Source organism: Microbacterium sp. UCD-TDU (assembly GCF_000340625.1).
Taxonomy (GTDB): domain Bacteria; phylum Actinomycetota; class Actinomycetes; order Actinomycetales; family Microbacteriaceae; genus Microbacterium; species Microbacterium maritypicum.
Map to the genome: position 1 here is coordinate 557,824 of NZ_KB454447.1, position 14,704 is coordinate 572,527.

At 67.6% G+C, this 14,704-nt stretch carries 16 protein-coding genes and 1 tRNA gene; 7 read left to right on the forward strand and 10 right to left on the reverse strand.

Translation table 11 applies throughout. The annotated features are described in order from the left end of the window. Window positions 1-14 precede the first annotated feature (14 nt). Window positions 15-488, forward strand: a complete 474-nt coding sequence (locus D514_RS32980) for an Lrp/AsnC family transcriptional regulator (RefSeq protein WP_017830653.1) — start codon at window positions 15-17, stop codon at window positions 486-488. On the opposite strand, the gene D514_RS32985 is transcribed toward D514_RS32980, so the two are convergent. Further along, window positions 460-1,359, reverse strand: a complete 900-nt coding sequence (locus tag D514_RS32985; RefSeq protein WP_017830654.1) for an alpha/beta fold hydrolase — start codon at window positions 1,357-1,359, stop codon at window positions 460-462. The genes D514_RS32980 and D514_RS32985 overlap by 29 nt on opposite strands. Window positions 1,360-1,425: 66 nt before the next feature. Here D514_RS32985 and D514_RS32990 point away from each other — a divergent pair, with 66 nt between their 5' ends. The 3 genes from D514_RS32990 to D514_RS33000 all read left to right on the forward strand — a co-directional run bounded on the left by D514_RS32990 (window position 1,426) and on the right by D514_RS33000 (window position 3,685). Continuing rightward, complete coding sequence (locus tag D514_RS32990) at window positions 1,426-2,166, forward strand: 3'-5' exonuclease (RefSeq protein WP_017830655.1); 741 nt, start codon at window positions 1,426-1,428, stop codon at window positions 2,164-2,166. A gap of 112 nt (window positions 2,167-2,278) precedes the next feature. Continuing rightward, a complete protein-coding gene (locus tag D514_RS32995; RefSeq protein WP_017830656.1) occupies window positions 2,279-3,193 on the forward strand; it encodes a helix-turn-helix transcriptional regulator in 915 nt (304 codons plus the stop codon). Window positions 3,194-3,367: 174 nt separating this feature from the next. Continuing rightward, the gene (locus tag D514_RS33000; RefSeq protein ID WP_017830657.1) at window positions 3,368-3,685 is read left to right on the forward strand and encodes a hypothetical protein; all 318 of its coding nucleotides are present in this window, start codon (window positions 3,368-3,370) and stop codon (window positions 3,683-3,685) included. Between the two features lie 44 nt (window positions 3,686-3,729). Here the strand turns inward: D514_RS33000 and D514_RS33005 are convergent, their stop codons facing one another. Then, a complete protein-coding gene (locus D514_RS33005) occupies window positions 3,730-3,990 on the reverse strand; it encodes a DUF6458 family protein (protein WP_017830658.1) in 261 nt (86 codons plus the stop codon). Window positions 3,991-4,207: 217 nt separating this feature from the next. Here D514_RS33005 and D514_RS33010 point away from each other — a divergent pair, with 217 nt between their 5' ends. After that, the gene (locus tag D514_RS33010; RefSeq protein WP_017830659.1) at window positions 4,208-4,837 is read left to right on the forward strand and encodes a hypothetical protein; all 630 of its coding nucleotides are present in this window, start codon (window positions 4,208-4,210) and stop codon (window positions 4,835-4,837) included. A gap of 27 nt (window positions 4,838-4,864) precedes the next feature. Here the strand turns inward: D514_RS33010 and D514_RS33015 are convergent, their stop codons facing one another. The 3 genes from D514_RS33015 to D514_RS33025 all read right to left on the reverse strand — a co-directional run bounded on the left by D514_RS33015 (window position 4,865) and on the right by D514_RS33025 (window position 6,163). Next, window positions 4,865-5,443, reverse strand: coding sequence for a hypothetical protein (locus tag D514_RS33015; protein WP_017830660.1), 579 nt, complete (start codon window positions 5,441-5,443; stop codon window positions 4,865-4,867). Window positions 5,444-5,524: 81 nt separating this feature from the next. After that, window positions 5,525-5,598: transfer RNA gene (locus D514_RS33020), tRNA-Ile, on the reverse strand. Window positions 5,599-5,626: 28 nt separating this feature from the next. Beyond that, window positions 5,627-6,163: a gamma carbonic anhydrase family protein gene (locus tag D514_RS33025; RefSeq protein ID WP_017830661.1), complete on the reverse strand. Its 537-nt coding sequence runs from the start codon at window positions 6,161-6,163 to the stop codon at window positions 5,627-5,629. 130 nt (window positions 6,164-6,293) lie between these two features. On the opposite strand from D514_RS33025, the gene D514_RS33030 reads away from it, so the two are divergent. After that, window positions 6,294-6,779: a Dps family protein gene (locus D514_RS33030; RefSeq protein WP_017830662.1), complete on the forward strand. Its 486-nt coding sequence runs from the start codon at window positions 6,294-6,296 to the stop codon at window positions 6,777-6,779. Between the two features lie 76 nt (window positions 6,780-6,855). Here the strand turns inward: D514_RS33030 and D514_RS33035 are convergent, their stop codons facing one another. From D514_RS33035 to D514_RS33055, 5 genes are all read right to left on the reverse strand, one after another. After that, the gene (locus D514_RS33035; protein ID WP_081603942.1) at window positions 6,856-8,280 is read right to left on the reverse strand and encodes an amidohydrolase; all 1,425 of its coding nucleotides are present in this window, start codon (window positions 8,278-8,280) and stop codon (window positions 6,856-6,858) included. Window positions 8,281-8,348: 68 nt separating this feature from the next. Beyond that, entirely contained in the window at window positions 8,349-8,993 is a 645-nt protein-coding gene (locus D514_RS33040) for an FMN-binding negative transcriptional regulator (protein ID WP_017830664.1), read from the reverse strand. Window positions 8,994-9,031: 38 nt separating this feature from the next. Beyond that, window positions 9,032-10,030: an Fpg/Nei family DNA glycosylase gene (locus D514_RS33045; protein ID WP_017830665.1), complete on the reverse strand. Its 999-nt coding sequence runs from the start codon at window positions 10,028-10,030 to the stop codon at window positions 9,032-9,034. A 1-nt stretch (window position 10,031) separates the two neighbouring features. Continuing rightward, on the reverse strand, window positions 10,032-10,517 hold the full coding sequence (locus tag D514_RS33050; RefSeq protein WP_017830666.1) for a ribose-5-phosphate isomerase: 486 nt from the start codon (window positions 10,515-10,517) through the stop codon (window positions 10,032-10,034). 38 nt (window positions 10,518-10,555) lie between these two features. Then, entirely contained in the window at window positions 10,556-11,740 is a 1,185-nt protein-coding gene (locus D514_RS33055) for a ferrochelatase (RefSeq protein WP_017830667.1), read from the reverse strand. A 179-nt stretch (window positions 11,741-11,919) separates the two neighbouring features. Here D514_RS33055 and pepN point away from each other — a divergent pair, with 179 nt between their 5' ends. Continuing rightward, window positions 11,920-14,472 carry an aminopeptidase N gene (gene pepN / locus D514_RS33060; protein WP_017830668.1) on the forward strand — a complete coding sequence of 851 codons (2,553 nt, stop codon included), beginning with the start codon at window positions 11,920-11,922 and terminating at the stop codon, window positions 14,470-14,472. The last annotated feature ends 232 nt before the right edge of the window (window positions 14,473-14,704 follow it).

Below are 14,704 nucleotides of genomic sequence, written 5' to 3' on the forward strand. Positions count from 1 at the left end.
TAGGGTTTGGCACTATGCCAGGACTGGACCGCATCGATCTCGAGCTTCTCGCCGCCCTCGCCGACGACCCCCGGACCACCATCGTCGCGCTCGCGGAGAACCTGGGGCTCTCGCGCAACACGATTCAGGCGCGAATGGCGCGCTTGGAGCAGAGCGGGATCTTCCTGTCGTACGAGAGGTCGTTCTCGACCGATGTGCTCGGATTCCCGTTGCAGGCATTCGTCAGCATCGGCGTCCGACAGACCGAGCTCCCCCGCATCATCAACGAACTCGCCCGGATTCCGGAGGTCGTGCAGGCGCATGGGCTCAGCGGATCGATCGATCTGCTCGCACGTGTGGCGTGCCGGGATGCGCGCCACCTCTTCGACACCGACGCGCGGATCCTCTCGATCGAAGGCGTGGAACGCACCGAGACCTCACTCGCGATGGGCGAGGTGATCCCGTTCCGGGTCGCCGGACTCATCGGCCTCGCGCGACGGGAATCCTGAGGAAGCGTCGGATGGCGCCCGCCGCTTCGGCGGGGGTCTCGTAGTGGATCAGATGCCCGACGTGCGCGATCTCGACCAGTGAGGCGTCGGGGAAGATCTTCGCCAGCTTCCGCTCCGCCTCGATCGGCGTGATGTCATCGCGCTCGGCTGCGACCAGCAACGTCGGGACCTCGATCTCGGGTGCGAACTCGCGGACGTCATGGGAGACGCTCGCGACGAAGGCATCGCGGAGCACGTCGCGGTCGGAGAACCGAGAGAAGTAGGTGTCGTGCTGGTCGTGGATGAACCGACGGAGTTCGGGGTCCTTCGTCTTGGCCATCGTGACGCTCATGACGCGGACGATGACCCGGTTGCGCAGCAGCGCGGTTCCAAAGGCCTCGGGGAGCCGGGCGCCGAGCGCGTAGTACAGCACCGCGAGACGGGTCATGAGTCCCTTCGGTCCTTCCAACGCCGGCGCCCCGATGGGGTTCAGCAGGATCAGACGAGGGGTCTGCAGTCCGCGCGCGACGGCCGCCGCCGTGACGATCGAGCCGAACGAGTGACCGAGGATCACGGCGCCCGGCGCAACGTCCGCGGCGAAGTCGGTGAGCCATCCGACGTACTCGTCGAGATCGTGTCGGCGCCCGGGAAGAGGCGCCGACTCGCCGAAACCGGGAAGGTCGGGGGCGATCACACGAACTTCGGGGAGGTAGGCGAGAACCGGTTCGAGGCCGTGGTGCTCGCCGCGGAAGCCGTGCACCGCGATGACCGTGGTCTCGGCGTCTTCAGGGCCGTACACCCAATATGCCGTGATGGCACCGCGCACCTCGATCTCGTGGCGCTGCACGGGAAGGCGACGAAGACGGTCCGCGTAGGGAGATGGCACGGTCATGGCCCGAGTCTACGAGCCGCCGTGCGCCTTCTCCTGAATGTCCGCGGCCAGCCGTAGCGTGAGGGCATGCCATCCGGATCTCCGCTCCCCGCGTGGCTCACCCGCGTCGGTGTGTTCGATCTGGAGACGACGGGCGTCGACGTCGAGTCGGATCGCGTGGTCACCGCCTACGTCGGCGTGCTCGATGCGGGGGGACGCCAGATCGCGGCTCGCTCATGGCTCGCAGACCCGGGAGTCCCGATTCCCGAGGGAGCGACTGCTGTGCACGGCATCACCACCATGCACGCACGATCCCAGGGAAGGCCGGCGCGCGAGGTCGTCGCCGAAGTCACCGCCGCGTTACGGTCGTTGTTCGATCAGGGGGTGCCGGTCGTCGCCTACAACGCGTCGTACGACTTCTCGCTGCTCGCCTGTGAAGCGATCCGTCACGGAGTCGAGCCCCTCACAGACCCGGCCCCCGTGATCGATCCGCTCGTGATCGACAAGGCCTTCGACCGCTACCGTCGTGGGCGGCGCACGCTCGAAGTGGTGGCGGCGCACTATGCCGTGCCTCTGGAGAGCGCCCATGAGGCGTCTGCCGACGCCATCGCCGCCGGACGTGTCGCGCAGGCGCTGGCGCGTCAGTTCAGCCTCCCCGAATCTCCCGCGCAACTCCACACGCATCAGATCGGGTGGGCCCGATCGCAGGCGGCGAGCCTCACCGAGTACTTCGTGAGCATCGGCCGACTCGACCCCGATGACGCGCTCGACGGCGGCTGGCCCGTGCGGTCTCCTTCCCCTCTCTCCGCTTCCCCTCTCGCGGATTGATCGGATCCTCGAGCGCATCAGTGCCCTACGGCTGGGGTTCAGGTGCGGTGGGATACGCTCCAGGTGGTGCGCCTTCGAGTGGGATCGGGGCGCGAAGCACAAGGAGTGACCCATGCAGTTCACATCCGCCGATCTGGAGCGGGTGGAGTCCACGTGGCAGCAATTCGTCCCCTCATCGTCGCTGCAGAAGGCGGACCCGCGGAGGTTCCGGTTCGACTGGCGATCCGAGGAGCTCGAGACCGCGTCCCTGATCGACTATCGCCTCGCCGCGCAGGTGCATTCGCGAGCCGAGCCGCTGGAACAGCTCCTCGTGTGCCGTGTGGAGGCCCCGGACGCGCGCGTCTGGTCCGGGCGGGACTCCCTGGATGCACAATCCGTATGGATGTCGGACGGCACCGAGGTCGAGGCGAGATGGGACCGCTCCGCTCGCGTTCGCGCCGTCGTGTTCGATCATCAGGCGGCAGAGAATCGCGCGCGGCTGATCACCGGCGACGATCGCCGAGAGCTGCGCACCACCGGGCTCGTGCCGCACTCCGCAGCCGATGCCCAGCGCTGGGAGCGCATGTTCGCGTACCTCGACCAGTCCGTGGCGGCGGGAGACACGGAACCGCTGCTGATCGCCGAGCTCGAACGTCATGCCTTGACGGTGACCCTCTCGGCGTTCCCGACGACGTTCACGGACTCGCTGCAACGTCCGGCACAGCGCGCCGGCGCGCCTGCGTCCGTGCGTCGAGCGCTCGCCTACATCGATGCGAACGCTCATCTCGCCATCACGATCGACGATGTCGCGGCCGCGTCCTACATCTCCACACGGGGCCTGCAGTACGCATTCCGGCGCGCTCTCGACATCACGCCTGCCGATGCCCTGCGACGGGCGCGCCTCGACGGCGCCCATCGGGATCTCCGCGACGGAGACGGCCGCTCCGTCGGCGAGATCGCTCGGCGATGGGGCTTCAGCAACTCTTCCCGGTTCACCGCGGCCTACCGCGAGACCTATGGGGCTGCGCCTTCGCTGCCTTCTGCGTGACAGGGAACGAAGACTCTGTTCGCATCGGACGGCGCGTCGGAGCCTGCGCCCGTCTTCGCGGGACATTGTTGGCTAGAGTTCGAATATCCCGGACCGCCTTCTCGGTCCTCCGAGCACGCCGTCGAGGAGAACCATGGTCTGCGCCCCGCACATCGTCGAATCGTCCCCCCGCTGATGGGAAGCCTCTATTACGGAGACGCGAAGACTCCGATCCAGATCGACGATCGCGCGCTTGCACACCTGAAGGTCGTCATCGCCACGAAGCTCCGCCGCAATGAGAGCTTCACGCTCTCGTGGCGACACCCTGAAGGCGATGCGCCCGGTCGCTCGACGTTGTGGCTACACCCCTCGATCCCGCTGCGGTTCGTGTTCCAGGACGCGGAGACACCGGACCTCAGCCGGAGATGGATCGAGGAACTCGCGCACTCCGCGAGTTCCAGCGGTGGCATCACGCTCGTCGAGGAACACTTCGAGGGCGTGCACGCCGACTGACGGCGCCCGTCACCCTCCGAGGTCGACGCCGCCAGCCGACCGGGTCACACCGCGTCGTCGCCGGTGGAGCTCACGGAGCGATGGGTCGTCGGTGCTCCGGTCGCGGGGTCGACGACGGTGCGCGAGACGGTCTCCGTCCGACGACGACGCGCGAGCAGGATGATGCCGAGCAGGAATATCACCACTCCTGCGCCCATCAGGATGTAACCGACCATGTCGAGGTCGACCCAGGCGACGTCGACGTTGATCGCGAAGACGAGGATCGCCCCGATCACGAAGAGCGCGATTCCGCTGCCGATGCTCATGGTGCCTCCCGTTCTGCGGCGCGGTGCCGCACCTTCGAACAATGGCGCGGTGTCCAGCCGCGCGGGAGGGGCTTGACAGCCGACGAACCCCGCGTTCCGATGGATTCCGGCACACCCGAACCGACCGGTCGACGTGCCGTCCTGCAGATGCTCTGAAGACGATCGTGCTCCCTGCCAACTGTCGGACACGAGAGAACGGTGGAGAAGGGATGGTCAGATGAGTTTCGCCCCGTTGAGGTCCTCGCACCGCAATCTGTATTCCTGGTTCGCCACGCGCCCTGATCTGTTCGCGTCGGAGTCGTCACCGCGCAAGAGGGCGGTCTGGACAGTCGTCGCCGTGGTCATGGTCGTCTTGTCTCTGACGGTCTACCTCAATGCGGAGGCGACCGTTGAACTCCTCGGCGGCCGGGTGAAGGGCGGCCTGGCGATCGCCGGCGCGTTCGCGCTCCCGCCGGTGCTGGTGGTCTTCAGCATCGTGATGATCTTCGTCGGCTCTCGCCGATGGCGGGTCAAGGGTGGTGGTGTGCTGACGAATCCGGTGATCTTCGGCGTCGACGGCTCGTTCCCGATACGCCCGCTTCTCGAGGCGATCCGGAACGGGCGCACCGACGCTGCCGAGATCACGAAGGGTTTCGCTGCGGCGCAGGACAGCCTCGGCGACGACCTGCTCCTCTCCATCTGGTCGTCTGACGCTGACCGGGTCATGTACGTCGGCCTACTCCGGGTCGATGGCGACGCGGTGTGGTTGGACGAACAGCCTTTCCGTGTCGGCGGGTCAGACTACTTCGATGCGAAGGCTCTCGCCGTGGCCGCGTCGCAGCGCCCACCCCGCGTGGCAGGGCCCTGACCGCACCTGTTCCGACCGCAGACCGGCTCAGCGCACAGCGACGAGGAAGACCCGATCGCAGAGTTCACGTCGAGACTCAGATCCATCATCACGTCCTCGAGATCGATCATCATCACATCGGTGACCGTGAACCCCCACACGGTGTTCATCAGATAAGAGGCTCCGTCTTCGACCTCGATCGTCCACTCGAAGCGGGTGACGCGTCGCCGTCGCGTCGAGTCCTTCCGCATCGACCCAGCGCTGCCAGCCGTCACGGACGTTCCCGTCCCATCCGTCGCGCCAGACGAAACGACTGTCGGTGGTGCCGATGAGCACCTTTCCATCGCGCATCTGACTCGCCTGGTACTCGCCGCCGTTGAGCCGCACTGTCCACCACCAGCGGGCGAGCTGATCCACCACAGAGATCGGCACCCGGATCAGTTCGGCAGGGCCCGCATGATCGACCGACACTTCAGGGGTCCCTGCGGGCACATCCGCTCGGCGCGCGGTGACATAGTCGACAGGGGCGCCGAACGTTCCGGCCCGCGTGATGGTCAGGAGCGCGACCTCGACACCGCCGATGTGGCCGAAGAGGCCCGGTGGGTGAGCCGTGATGTGTTCTGCCATCGTCTTCCTCAGGGCGGGGCTTCAGCCATGATGCCGGCACGGGAGTGCGGGCGGTGGTGTGGCGCTCGGCGAGAGTTCGAGTAGGGCGGGCGGGACTTGAACCCGCGATCGTTGGGTTATGAGCCCACTGCCTTAACCAGCTTGGCCACCGCCCCGTACCCTTTCAGCCTAGCGGCCGGGCGCTCACACCTGCGTCGCCGCGGAATGCGTCTGCGAGTGCCCGAGGTAGATGTCGGCGTTGGCGATGAGCCCCGCGCGTTCCTCCTCGGTGAGGGCCCGTCGCACCTTCGCGGGGACGCCCGCGACCAGAGAACCGGGAGGGATCTCCGCCCCTCCGAGCACGACCGCTCCCCCCGCGACAAGGCAGCCGTCACCGATCACCGCGCCGCTGAGGATGACCGATCCCATCCCGACCAGTGTGCCGTCGCCGATCGTGCAGCCGTGAACGACCGCGTTGTGGCCGACCGACACCTTCGAGCCGATCACGACGGGGTGACCCGCGTCCACGTGGACCGAGACGTTGTCCTGCACGTTGGAGCCCGGTCCGATGACGATCCCCGCGGAATCTCCTCGGAGGACGGCGTTGTACCAGACGCTGCATCCGGCGGCGAGGGAGACGTCACCGACGATGCGCGCGCCGTCGGCGACGAACGCCGTCGCGTCGATCGACGGTGTGGTGTTCGGCAGGGAGAGGACAGAGGCTCCGGACGCGATGCTCATGAGGGGAGACTACCCTCACTTCCGCGGAATCACGCGGAAGTGAGCCGAGCCTCAGCTTGCTTGCGGAATGTCTGAGGCTGAGTAGCGTTGTCTTCATCAGATACGAGAAACCGTTCCGGAGGAGCACAAGATGAGCAAGGCACAGACCGTTTCCACTACCGCCATCGACCCGACCGTGGCTGCAGGGGCGGCCCAGTTCCTCTCCCCTGTCGTCCTCGGCCTGCAGGCGCTGACCGTCAACGGCAAGCAGGCCCACTGGCACGTGCGTGGCGCGAACTTCATCGGCGTCCACGAGCTGCTCGACACCATCGTCGCCCACGCCGGCGACTTCGCCGACACGGCCGCTGAGCGGATCGTCGCGCTGGGACTCCCGATCGACGCACGAGTGAGCGCTGTCGCCGACAAGGCGGGATCCACCTCGGTCGCGGCCGGCTTCGCCCAGTCCGACGAGCTGATCCGCGCCGTCATCTCGGACATCGACGCCATCCTGGTCGACGTCAAGGCGGCTGTTGAAGGCCTCGACGAGGTCGACCTCACCAGCCAGGACGTCGCGATCGAGATCCAGCGCGGTCTCGAGAAGGACCGTTGGTTCCTCGTCTCGCACATCGCTGCGTGATCTCAGACATCGCCTGACCTGAGAAGGGGCGGTGCTCGGTTCTCCGAGCACCGCCCCTTCTTCGTTCCAGGAACGATCAGAGGACGTGGGTGACGTACCCCGCGAGAAGGGTGGAGACGATGGGCATGGACCGCAGCCCCTCCCCCGTCGCCGTTCGAGGATCCGCAGCGCACAGCACGATGTCGGCGGGTTCGCCGGGACGCAGCGACGAACGAACGCTCGCCTCGAGCGCCTGGTCGACGGTGATGCGCTCCTCCGGATGCCAGGCGGCCCGATCGTCGTCGGTACGCGACACCGCGGCTGAGATGGCGTGCCAGGGGTCGAGCTCGGCGACCGGTGCATCCGACCCGAAGCGCAGCTGCGCACCGGCGTCACGCAACGAGGCGAGCGGGTAGCCGATGGCGGTCTGCGCGGCCCAGTGACGATCAACCAGGTCGCGGTCGTCCACGGCATGCTGCGGCTGGACGCTGGCGATCACGCCCAGACGGGCGAAACGGGCGAGATCGGTGTGCCGCACAAGCTGCACGTGCTCGATCGAGCCGACGGCGCCCGTCGTCGTGAACGCGTCGAGAGCAGACGTGATCGCCCGGTCGCCGATCGCGTGCACGGCCACACCCAGCCCCGCACCGGTAGCGCGGGTGAGGAGGGCGACGAGCTCGTCCGACGGCACGGTGAGCATCCCGAAGTTGTCGGGATCGCCCGGATACGAGTGCGAGCAGGCTGCCGTCCGTGTGCCCAGAGAACCGTCGGTGATGACCTTGAGAGGTCCGACATGCACGAGCCCTCGTGCTGGTGCCGGGACATCGCCCTCTTCGCGCAGTTCTCCGGTGCGCAACCCGGCACTGACCGCCCGTTCGAGGTCGAAGGGGTACATCGCGAACTCGACGCGATGCGAGGCGAAACCGGCCTGGACTCGTCGCGGCCAGGCTTCCGCGCTCCATGCCATGTCGAAGTCGACGAGCCCGGTGACACCCCGTGCGGCCGCCTGCTCCCCTGCACGCATCATCGCGCGATCGCCGTGGGCGGCGTCGACGGCGTTGAGGCGCCGGGAGATCTCGAAGGCGTCGGTCTCGCGCAGCACGCCGTCCTCGCTGCGGAAACCCTCGCGCGCGAGGGCCGCGCTGTTCAACCAGACGCTGTGGACGTCGGCGTTGATGAGATATGTCGGGACATCACCGGTCGCGGCGTCCAGGAGCTCGAGCGAGGGGCGATCCGCCCAGAGCGCATCCCGGAAGCCGGTCCCGACGCGGCGTCCATCCGGAAGCGGAGCGACGCCCCTCATCGCCGCAGCGGCACCGGCGGCGGATTCCGCCCCGCCGAGCGGTGCCCGCTCCGATGTCAGGGCCCACTGGACCGTGTGGACGTGGTTGTCCCAGAGCCCGGGAACGGCCCACGCGCCGTCGGCGTCGATGACCGCGCCGCGTGTCGGCAGAGCACCCGTCGGGGCGATGTCGACGATGCGCCCGTCGCCGATGAAGATGTCCACGGGCTCTTCATCCATGAGGAACTCGCGCCCAGGGCCGGCGATGCGCACGCCGGTGATCGCGTCGATCGCCACTCCACGTTCGGTCACTGCTGTCGTCCTCCTCGGCGCGCATCCAGCGCGCGTCGCATCTCCGCGGCGAGAGCCGGGTTCGAATACGGACCGTCGGTCGAGAGCGCGGCGATGACCGTCTCGATCGTCTCCGGCGGCTTGTTCTGGCTGAGCTTCCTCTTGGCGACGACGCGGGTCGGCCGCAACCGGAAGCCCACGGTTCCCGATGCGAGGCGCTCGATGTAGGCCGGGTCGTTCGGGCGCTCCCACATCCGTCGCGGCTCGGGCATCCGGGCTTCGAAGCGTGCCACGAGCTGGTCAAGCACGACGAGGTTCTCCTCATCGGTCAGGATCTCGGGCACGCCGGCCAGGTGCACTGCGGTGTAGTTCCAGGTCGGCACCGCAGGGACATCGCCGTACCAGCCGGGCGACACGTAGCCGTGCGGGCCCTGGAACACCACGAGCATCTCTCGATGGCCCATCCCGTGGATGAGGTCGTCCGGGCGCCCGACGTGTCCCACGACGGTGAGGTCGTCGCGCGCGTCGTCGAGCAGCACGGCGTAGTGGGAGGCGACGAGTCCGTCATCGCCTGCGCTCATGATCGTCGCCCAGGGATTCGCCTCGATGACACGGCGGATCTCGGTCTCATCGGCCAGCGTGAAGCTGGGGTTCTGTCGCATGGGATCAGCCTAGAGCGGTGCAGGGAGCCCGAGCGGGCTCACGCCTGACAACGAGGGCACCAGTAGAGCTTGCGCGCGCCGATCTCCTCGAGGGCGATCTCCGTTCCGCAGATCCGACAGGGCAGTCCCGCACGGTGATACACCCAGTGCCGGTCGTCCCGATTGGCCATCGCTGCCCGGTAGTCGTCGCCCGTGAGGCCGTCCATCGTCATCATCTGGCCGGTCTCGACCCCGATCGCCAGAAGGCGCACCCAATCCGCCCAGAGCGCGCGCACGACCTCTTCCGGCACGTCCCGACCTGGAGTGTGCGGGTTCAACCGCTGGCGGAAGAGCATCTCTGCCCGATACACGTTGCCGATCCCGCTCACGACCGACTGGTCCATCAGCAGCAGCGCGATGACCGTCGACTTCTTCTTGACGGCGCGAACGAATCGCTCCTCGTTCTCGACCGGGTCACCGACCAGGGGATCCGGTCCCAGCTTGGCCACCGTGGCGAGCATCTCTTCAGGTGTCTGGAGCACGCAGGCGGTGGGGCCTCGAAGGTCGGCTGCGGTGATGTCGGTCATCAGCCGCAGACGGACCTGCCCGACGACGGGCGGAGGCCACTGCATCCCGTCATCGGCGAGCCCCTTCGTCTGCTCCGACATGCGCACGTGCACTCGGGTGCGCCGGGGAGCCCCGATCGACGCGAGCGAGTTCTCTCCGGCTTCGTCGAGGATCGGCTGGTCGAGGACGGTCCCTCGCTGATTCGTCTGGCCCATCCGTCCGTTGGCCGACGCGATGGTCGGATCGACGATGATCTCACCCGCGAAGTCCCACGCCCCGTACAGACCGAGATGCACCCGGAGCCAGAGGTCGCCCTCCGTCTCGAGGAACATCTGCTTGCCGACGGCCTGCACGCTGACCGCCTCGCGACCGTCGAGAACGGAGGCGCCCTCGGCGAATCGTCCCTGCGGACTGGAGGCGCTCAGGGTCTTTCCGACGAAGTTGCGGTCGAACTGACGAGCGATCCGGTGGACGGAATGACCCTCGGGCATCTCAGGCCCGCGGGTCCGGGAGCAGAGAGCCGTCTCGTTCGAAGTCAGCGATCTGGCCGATGCGGCGCACATGGCGCTCGTCACCGGAGAACGGCGTCTCGATGAAGCGGTCGATGAACGACGTCACCTCGTCGTACGTGTGCTGACGGGCGCCGATGGAGATCACATTGGCGTCGTTGTGCTCTCGCGCGAGTTCCGCCGTCGACAGATTCCAGACGAGTGCCGCACGTACGCCCTCGACCTTGTTCGCGGCGATCTGCTCGCCGTTGCCCGAGCCACCGAAGACGACACCCAGCGCGTCCACGCCGGCGCGCTGGTCGGCGATGACAGCCTGCGCCGCTCGGATGCAGAACGCGGGGTAGTCGTCGACCGCGTCGTACTCGATCGGCCCGTGATCGACGACATCGTGTCCGGCGGCGCGCAGATGTCCCTGCAGCTGGGTGGAGAAGTCGAGTCCCGCGTGGTCGGTGGCGATGTGGATGCGCATGAGTCCCATCCTAGAAGCGTGCGCGGGTCAGCGAGAGGTCACGGAGCGACACCGGCAGCGGCCGGCTTGAAGCCCGCGCGGATGTTCTCGCAGCACCCGGGGCGGCAGACATCGAAGCCGCCGGGGAGAGAGGTCACGTGCGCACGCTCATCGTTGGGGCGCCCCTGGAGGCGCTCCTCGATCAGGTCGACGATGCCGGAGACGAATGCCGGCGACACCCCAGGAGTCGGAGTGCGCGTGAAGGAGAGGCCCGCTTCCTCCGCGGCCTCAGCCGCCTCGGTGTCGAGGTCCCACAACACCTCCATGTGGTCGCTCATGAACCCGACCGGGACGACGGCGACGGCCTTGCGGCCGCGATCGGGCAGCTCGCCGATCACGTCGCACACGTCCGGCTCGAGCCAAGGCTGCGATGCGGGGCCCGAGCGGGACTGGTACACGAGTTCCCACGACACATCGGCCGCAGCGGGCACGGTCTGGCGAACGCGGTCCATGACCCACGCGGCGACGGCGAGGTGCTGCGCGGCGTATGCGCCACCTTCTCCCCACTCGATGTCGCGGGCTCCGGAGCGCTCGGCGTCGGCGGTCGGGATGCTGTGCGTCGAGAACAGGATCTGGATGTCGGCTGCCGCGATGCCCTCGGCGAGGAAGCCCTCGACAGCCTCACGCACGCCGGTCTCGAAAGCCTCGACGAAGCCGGGGTGATCGTAGAACGGACGGATCTTGTCGATCGTCACCGTCTCGCCCAGACCGGTCTCCTCCAGGACGCGGGCGAAGTCCTCGCGATACTGACGGCAGCTGGAGAACGAGCTGTAGGCGCTGGTGGCGAAGGCGAGGAGGGTGTTGTGGCCGTTGGTCGAGGCCTCGGTCACGACCTCTTCGAGGTACGGGGCCCAGTTGCGGTTGCCCCAGTAGACGGGGAGCGTGATCCCGCGCTCGATGAGGGCCTTCTCCAGCGCCTCCTTGAGGACGCGGTTCTGGCCGTTGATCGGGCTCACCCCGCCGAAGTGGCGATAGTGGTGCGCGACCTCCTCGAGCCGTTCGTCGGGGATTCCCCGACCGCGCGTCACGTTCCTGAGGAACGGGATCACGTCATCCTGGCCCTCCGGCCCGCCGAACCCGGCGAGCAGGATCGCGTCGTAGGTGGCAGGCGTGTTCACGTAGGGAGCACCACCGGCGGTAGCAGGCGAGGCAAAGGGGACGACATTCGGCTCGATCGCAGTCACGCATCCATCTTCCCACCTCGGAGAGGTGCGGGTGTGCGCGCACGCGTCGTCTCCTACTGTCGCGCTCCCGTCGCCGATGCGAGGAGGCATCCGTCGCACTGGCGTAGGCTGTCATGGTTGCCGTCGGCGCCAACTGCGCCCAGCCCCGGTGACATCCCCTCACCCCTGGGAGTACAGCTGTGCCTGGAGAGAACCTCACCCGTATCGAAGCGCAGGAGCGCCGCGACGTCATCGACACGCAGTCGTATGAGGTCGCCCTCGATCTGACGAAGGGCGCCGAGGTGTTCGGCTCCCGCAGCGTGGTGCGCTTCACCGCGACGCCGGAGGGCTTCACCTTCATCGACCTGATCGCCCGCGACGTGCGCGAGATCTCGCTCAACGGCGAGCAGCTCGACCCGAACGAGGTCTTCGCCGATTCGCGCATCGCGCTCACCGGTCTGCAGGTCGAGAACGTCCTCGTCGTGGACGCCGACTGCGAGTACACGAACACCGGAGAAGGGCTCCACCGCTTCGTAGACCCCGTGGACGGGGAGGTCTATCTCTACTCCCAGTTCGAGGTGCCCGACTCGCGTCGCGTCTTCGCCGTCTTCGAGCAGCCCGACCTCAAGGCGACGTTCCAGTTCACGGTGACGGCCCCTGCCGCGTGGAAGGTCGTCTCCAACTCCCCCACCCCCGAGCCCATCGTGCATGACGACGACGTCACCGCCACCTGGGGCTTCGAGCCGACCCCGCGTATCTCCTCGTACATCACGGCGCTCGTCGCCGGCCCGTACGAGGCGACCTTCTCGGAGCTCACCAGCGCCTCCGGACGTGTCATCCCTCTGGGCGTGTACGGCCGCAAGAGCCTGTGGCAGCACCTCGATGCCGATTACATCTTCGACAAGACCCGCGAGGGCTTCGCCTACTTCGAGTCGAAGTTCGGTGTCCCCTACCCCTTCGCCAAGTACGACCAGCTCTTCGTGCCGGAGTTCAACGCCGGCGCGATGGAGAACGCCGGTGCCGTCACCTTCACCGAGACCTACGTGTTCCGCAGCAAGGTCACCGACGCGGTCAAGGAGCGTCGCGTCGTCACGATCCTCCACGAGTTGGCGCACATGTGGTTCGGTGACCTCGTCACCATGAAGTGGTGGAACGACCTCTGGCTCAACGAGTCGTTCGCCGAGTGGGCGTCGACCATCGCCACCGCCGAGGCCACCGAGTGGACAGAAGCCTGGACGACCTTCAACGCCATGGAGAAGACCTGGGCCTACCGCCAGGACCAGCTCCCCTCCACCCACCCGATCGTCGCCGAGATCAACGACCTCGAAGACGTGCAGGTCAACTTCGACGGCATCACCTACGCCAAGGGCGGCTCGGTCCTCAAGCAGCTGGCCGCGTGGGTGGGCATCGAGGCGTTCTTCGCCGGAGTCTCGCAGTACTTCCAGAAGCACTCCTGGGGCAACACCGAGCTGAGCGACCTGCTCTCCGAGCTCGAAGCCACCAGTGGACGCGACCTCAGCACGTGGTCGAAGAAGTGGCTCGAGACCGCGGGCGTCAACACGCTCGAGCCCGTCATCGCCGAGAGCCATGACGGCACGATCTCGCGCTTCGCGATCACGCAGACCGCCCCGGCGGACTACCCGACGATCCGTCCGCACCGCCTCGGCATCGGCTTCTACACGCTCACGGACGGCTCTCTCACCCGCACCCACTATCTCGAGGTCGACGTCGACGGCGACCGCACCGAGGTGCCCGAGCTGCAGGGCCTCGCCCGCCCCGACCTCATGCTGCTCAACGACAACGACCTCGCCTACGCGAAGATCCGCCTCGACGAGAAGTCGCTCGCCACGGCGATCGCCCACCTCGCCGACATCCACGACCCGCTCGCCCGCTCGCTCGTGTGGGGCGCCGCGTGGGACCAGACCCGCGACGCCGAGACCGGCGCTTCGGAGTACATCGACCTCGTGCTGGGCAACATCGGCCGCGAGACCGAGTCGACGACCGTGCGCACGACGCTGAGCCAGCTGCGCACCGCAGCGACCCTCTACGTCGTCCCCGCGGATCGCGAGGCGGCCCGGCTCAAGGTCGCCGACGGCCTGTGGAGCCTCGCAGAGGCCGCGGAGCCGGGCAGCGACAGCCAGTTGCAGTTCGTCACCGCGTTCGCGAACGCCCTGGTAACCCCGGAGCACGCCGGCATCGTCGGGCGTCTGCGCTCGGGTGAGGACACGTTGCCCGGGCTCGAGGTCGACGCCGATCTGAACTGGCAGCTCCTCGTCGGGTTGGCATCGATCGGCGCGACCGATGCCGCCACGATCGATGCCGCCCTCGCGGCCGACAACACGGCCAAGGGCGGGGAGTTCGCGGCGCAGGCCCGTGCCTCGCTTCCGGACTCGGCCTCGAAGAAGGCCGCGTGGGCGTCGCTCATCGAACGCGACGATGCCCCCAACACGATCGTCCGCTCCGCCGCGCTCGGGTTCACGCACCCGGCCGGCGCCGCAGTGCTGGGTGAGTTCGTCCCGGCGTACTTCGACATGCTGCTGCCGGTCTGGGAATCGCGTACCTACCAGATCGCGCAGTACCTGATCGTCGGACTCTTCCCCACCGCTCTGGCCGACATCGCGCTGCGCGATGCGACCCGTGGCTGGCTCGCCGCTCACCAGGACGCGGCGCCCGCACTGCGCCGTCTCGTCCTCGAGAACCTGGCGGATGTGGAGCGCGCCCTGGCCGCACAGGCGCGCGACGCCGAGGACTGATCCCGGAGCACCCCTGACAACGGAGACCATCCGTCCCTCCATCGCCGCGTCCATGAATGACACGACGACACGGGACAGGTGGTCTCCGTTCTCGTCGGGCACATCCACCCAGCCCGCGCAGAGACCCGATCGCTAGGATCGTGAGTGATGATTCTCCCCTTCGCTGACACCGACCCATCCGCGGAAATCCCCCTCCCCGATTGGGTGAAGGCGCTGCTCGTCTGGCTCGGTG

What these genes read in the sequence shown, in the direction of transcription:
- D514_RS33045 (WP_017830665.1), bottom strand. Translation starts at nt 10,030, where the DNA reads ATGCCCGAGGGTCATTCCGTCCACCGGATCGCTCGTCAGTTCGACCGC.
- D514_RS33035 (WP_081603942.1), bottom strand. Translation starts at nt 8,280, where the DNA reads ATGGATGAAGAGCCCGTGGACATCTTCATCGGCGACGGGCGCATCGTC.
- D514_RS33050 (WP_017830666.1), bottom strand. Translation starts at nt 10,517, where the DNA reads ATGCGCATCCACATCGCCACCGACCACGCGGGACTCGACTTCTCCACC.
- D514_RS33010 (WP_017830659.1), top strand. Translation starts at nt 4,208, where the DNA reads ATGAGTTTCGCCCCGTTGAGGTCCTCGCACCGCAATCTGTATTCCTGG.
- D514_RS32985 (WP_017830654.1), bottom strand. Translation starts at nt 1,359, where the DNA reads ATGACCGTGCCATCTCCCTACGCGGACCGTCTTCGTCGCCTTCCCGTG.
- D514_RS32980 (WP_017830653.1), top strand. Translation starts at nt 15, where the DNA reads ATGCCAGGACTGGACCGCATCGATCTCGAGCTTCTCGCCGCCCTCGCC.
- D514_RS33025 (WP_017830661.1), bottom strand. Translation starts at nt 6,163, where the DNA reads ATGAGCATCGCGTCCGGAGCCTCTGTCCTCTCCCTGCCGAACACCACA.
- D514_RS32990 (WP_017830655.1), top strand. Translation starts at nt 1,426, where the DNA reads ATGCCATCCGGATCTCCGCTCCCCGCGTGGCTCACCCGCGTCGGTGTG.
- D514_RS32995 (WP_017830656.1), top strand. Translation starts at nt 2,279, where the DNA reads ATGCAGTTCACATCCGCCGATCTGGAGCGGGTGGAGTCCACGTGGCAG.
- D514_RS33040 (WP_017830664.1), bottom strand. Translation starts at nt 8,993, where the DNA reads ATGCGACAGAACCCCAGCTTCACGCTGGCCGATGAGACCGAGATCCGC.
- D514_RS33005 (WP_017830658.1), bottom strand. Translation starts at nt 3,990, where the DNA reads ATGAGCATCGGCAGCGGAATCGCGCTCTTCGTGATCGGGGCGATCCTC.
- D514_RS33015 (WP_017830660.1), bottom strand. Translation starts at nt 5,443, where the DNA reads ATGGCAGAACACATCACGGCTCACCCACCGGGCCTCTTCGGCCACATC.
- D514_RS33000 (WP_017830657.1), top strand. Translation starts at nt 3,368, where the DNA reads ATGGGAAGCCTCTATTACGGAGACGCGAAGACTCCGATCCAGATCGAC.
- D514_RS33030 (WP_017830662.1), top strand. Translation starts at nt 6,294, where the DNA reads ATGAGCAAGGCACAGACCGTTTCCACTACCGCCATCGACCCGACCGTG.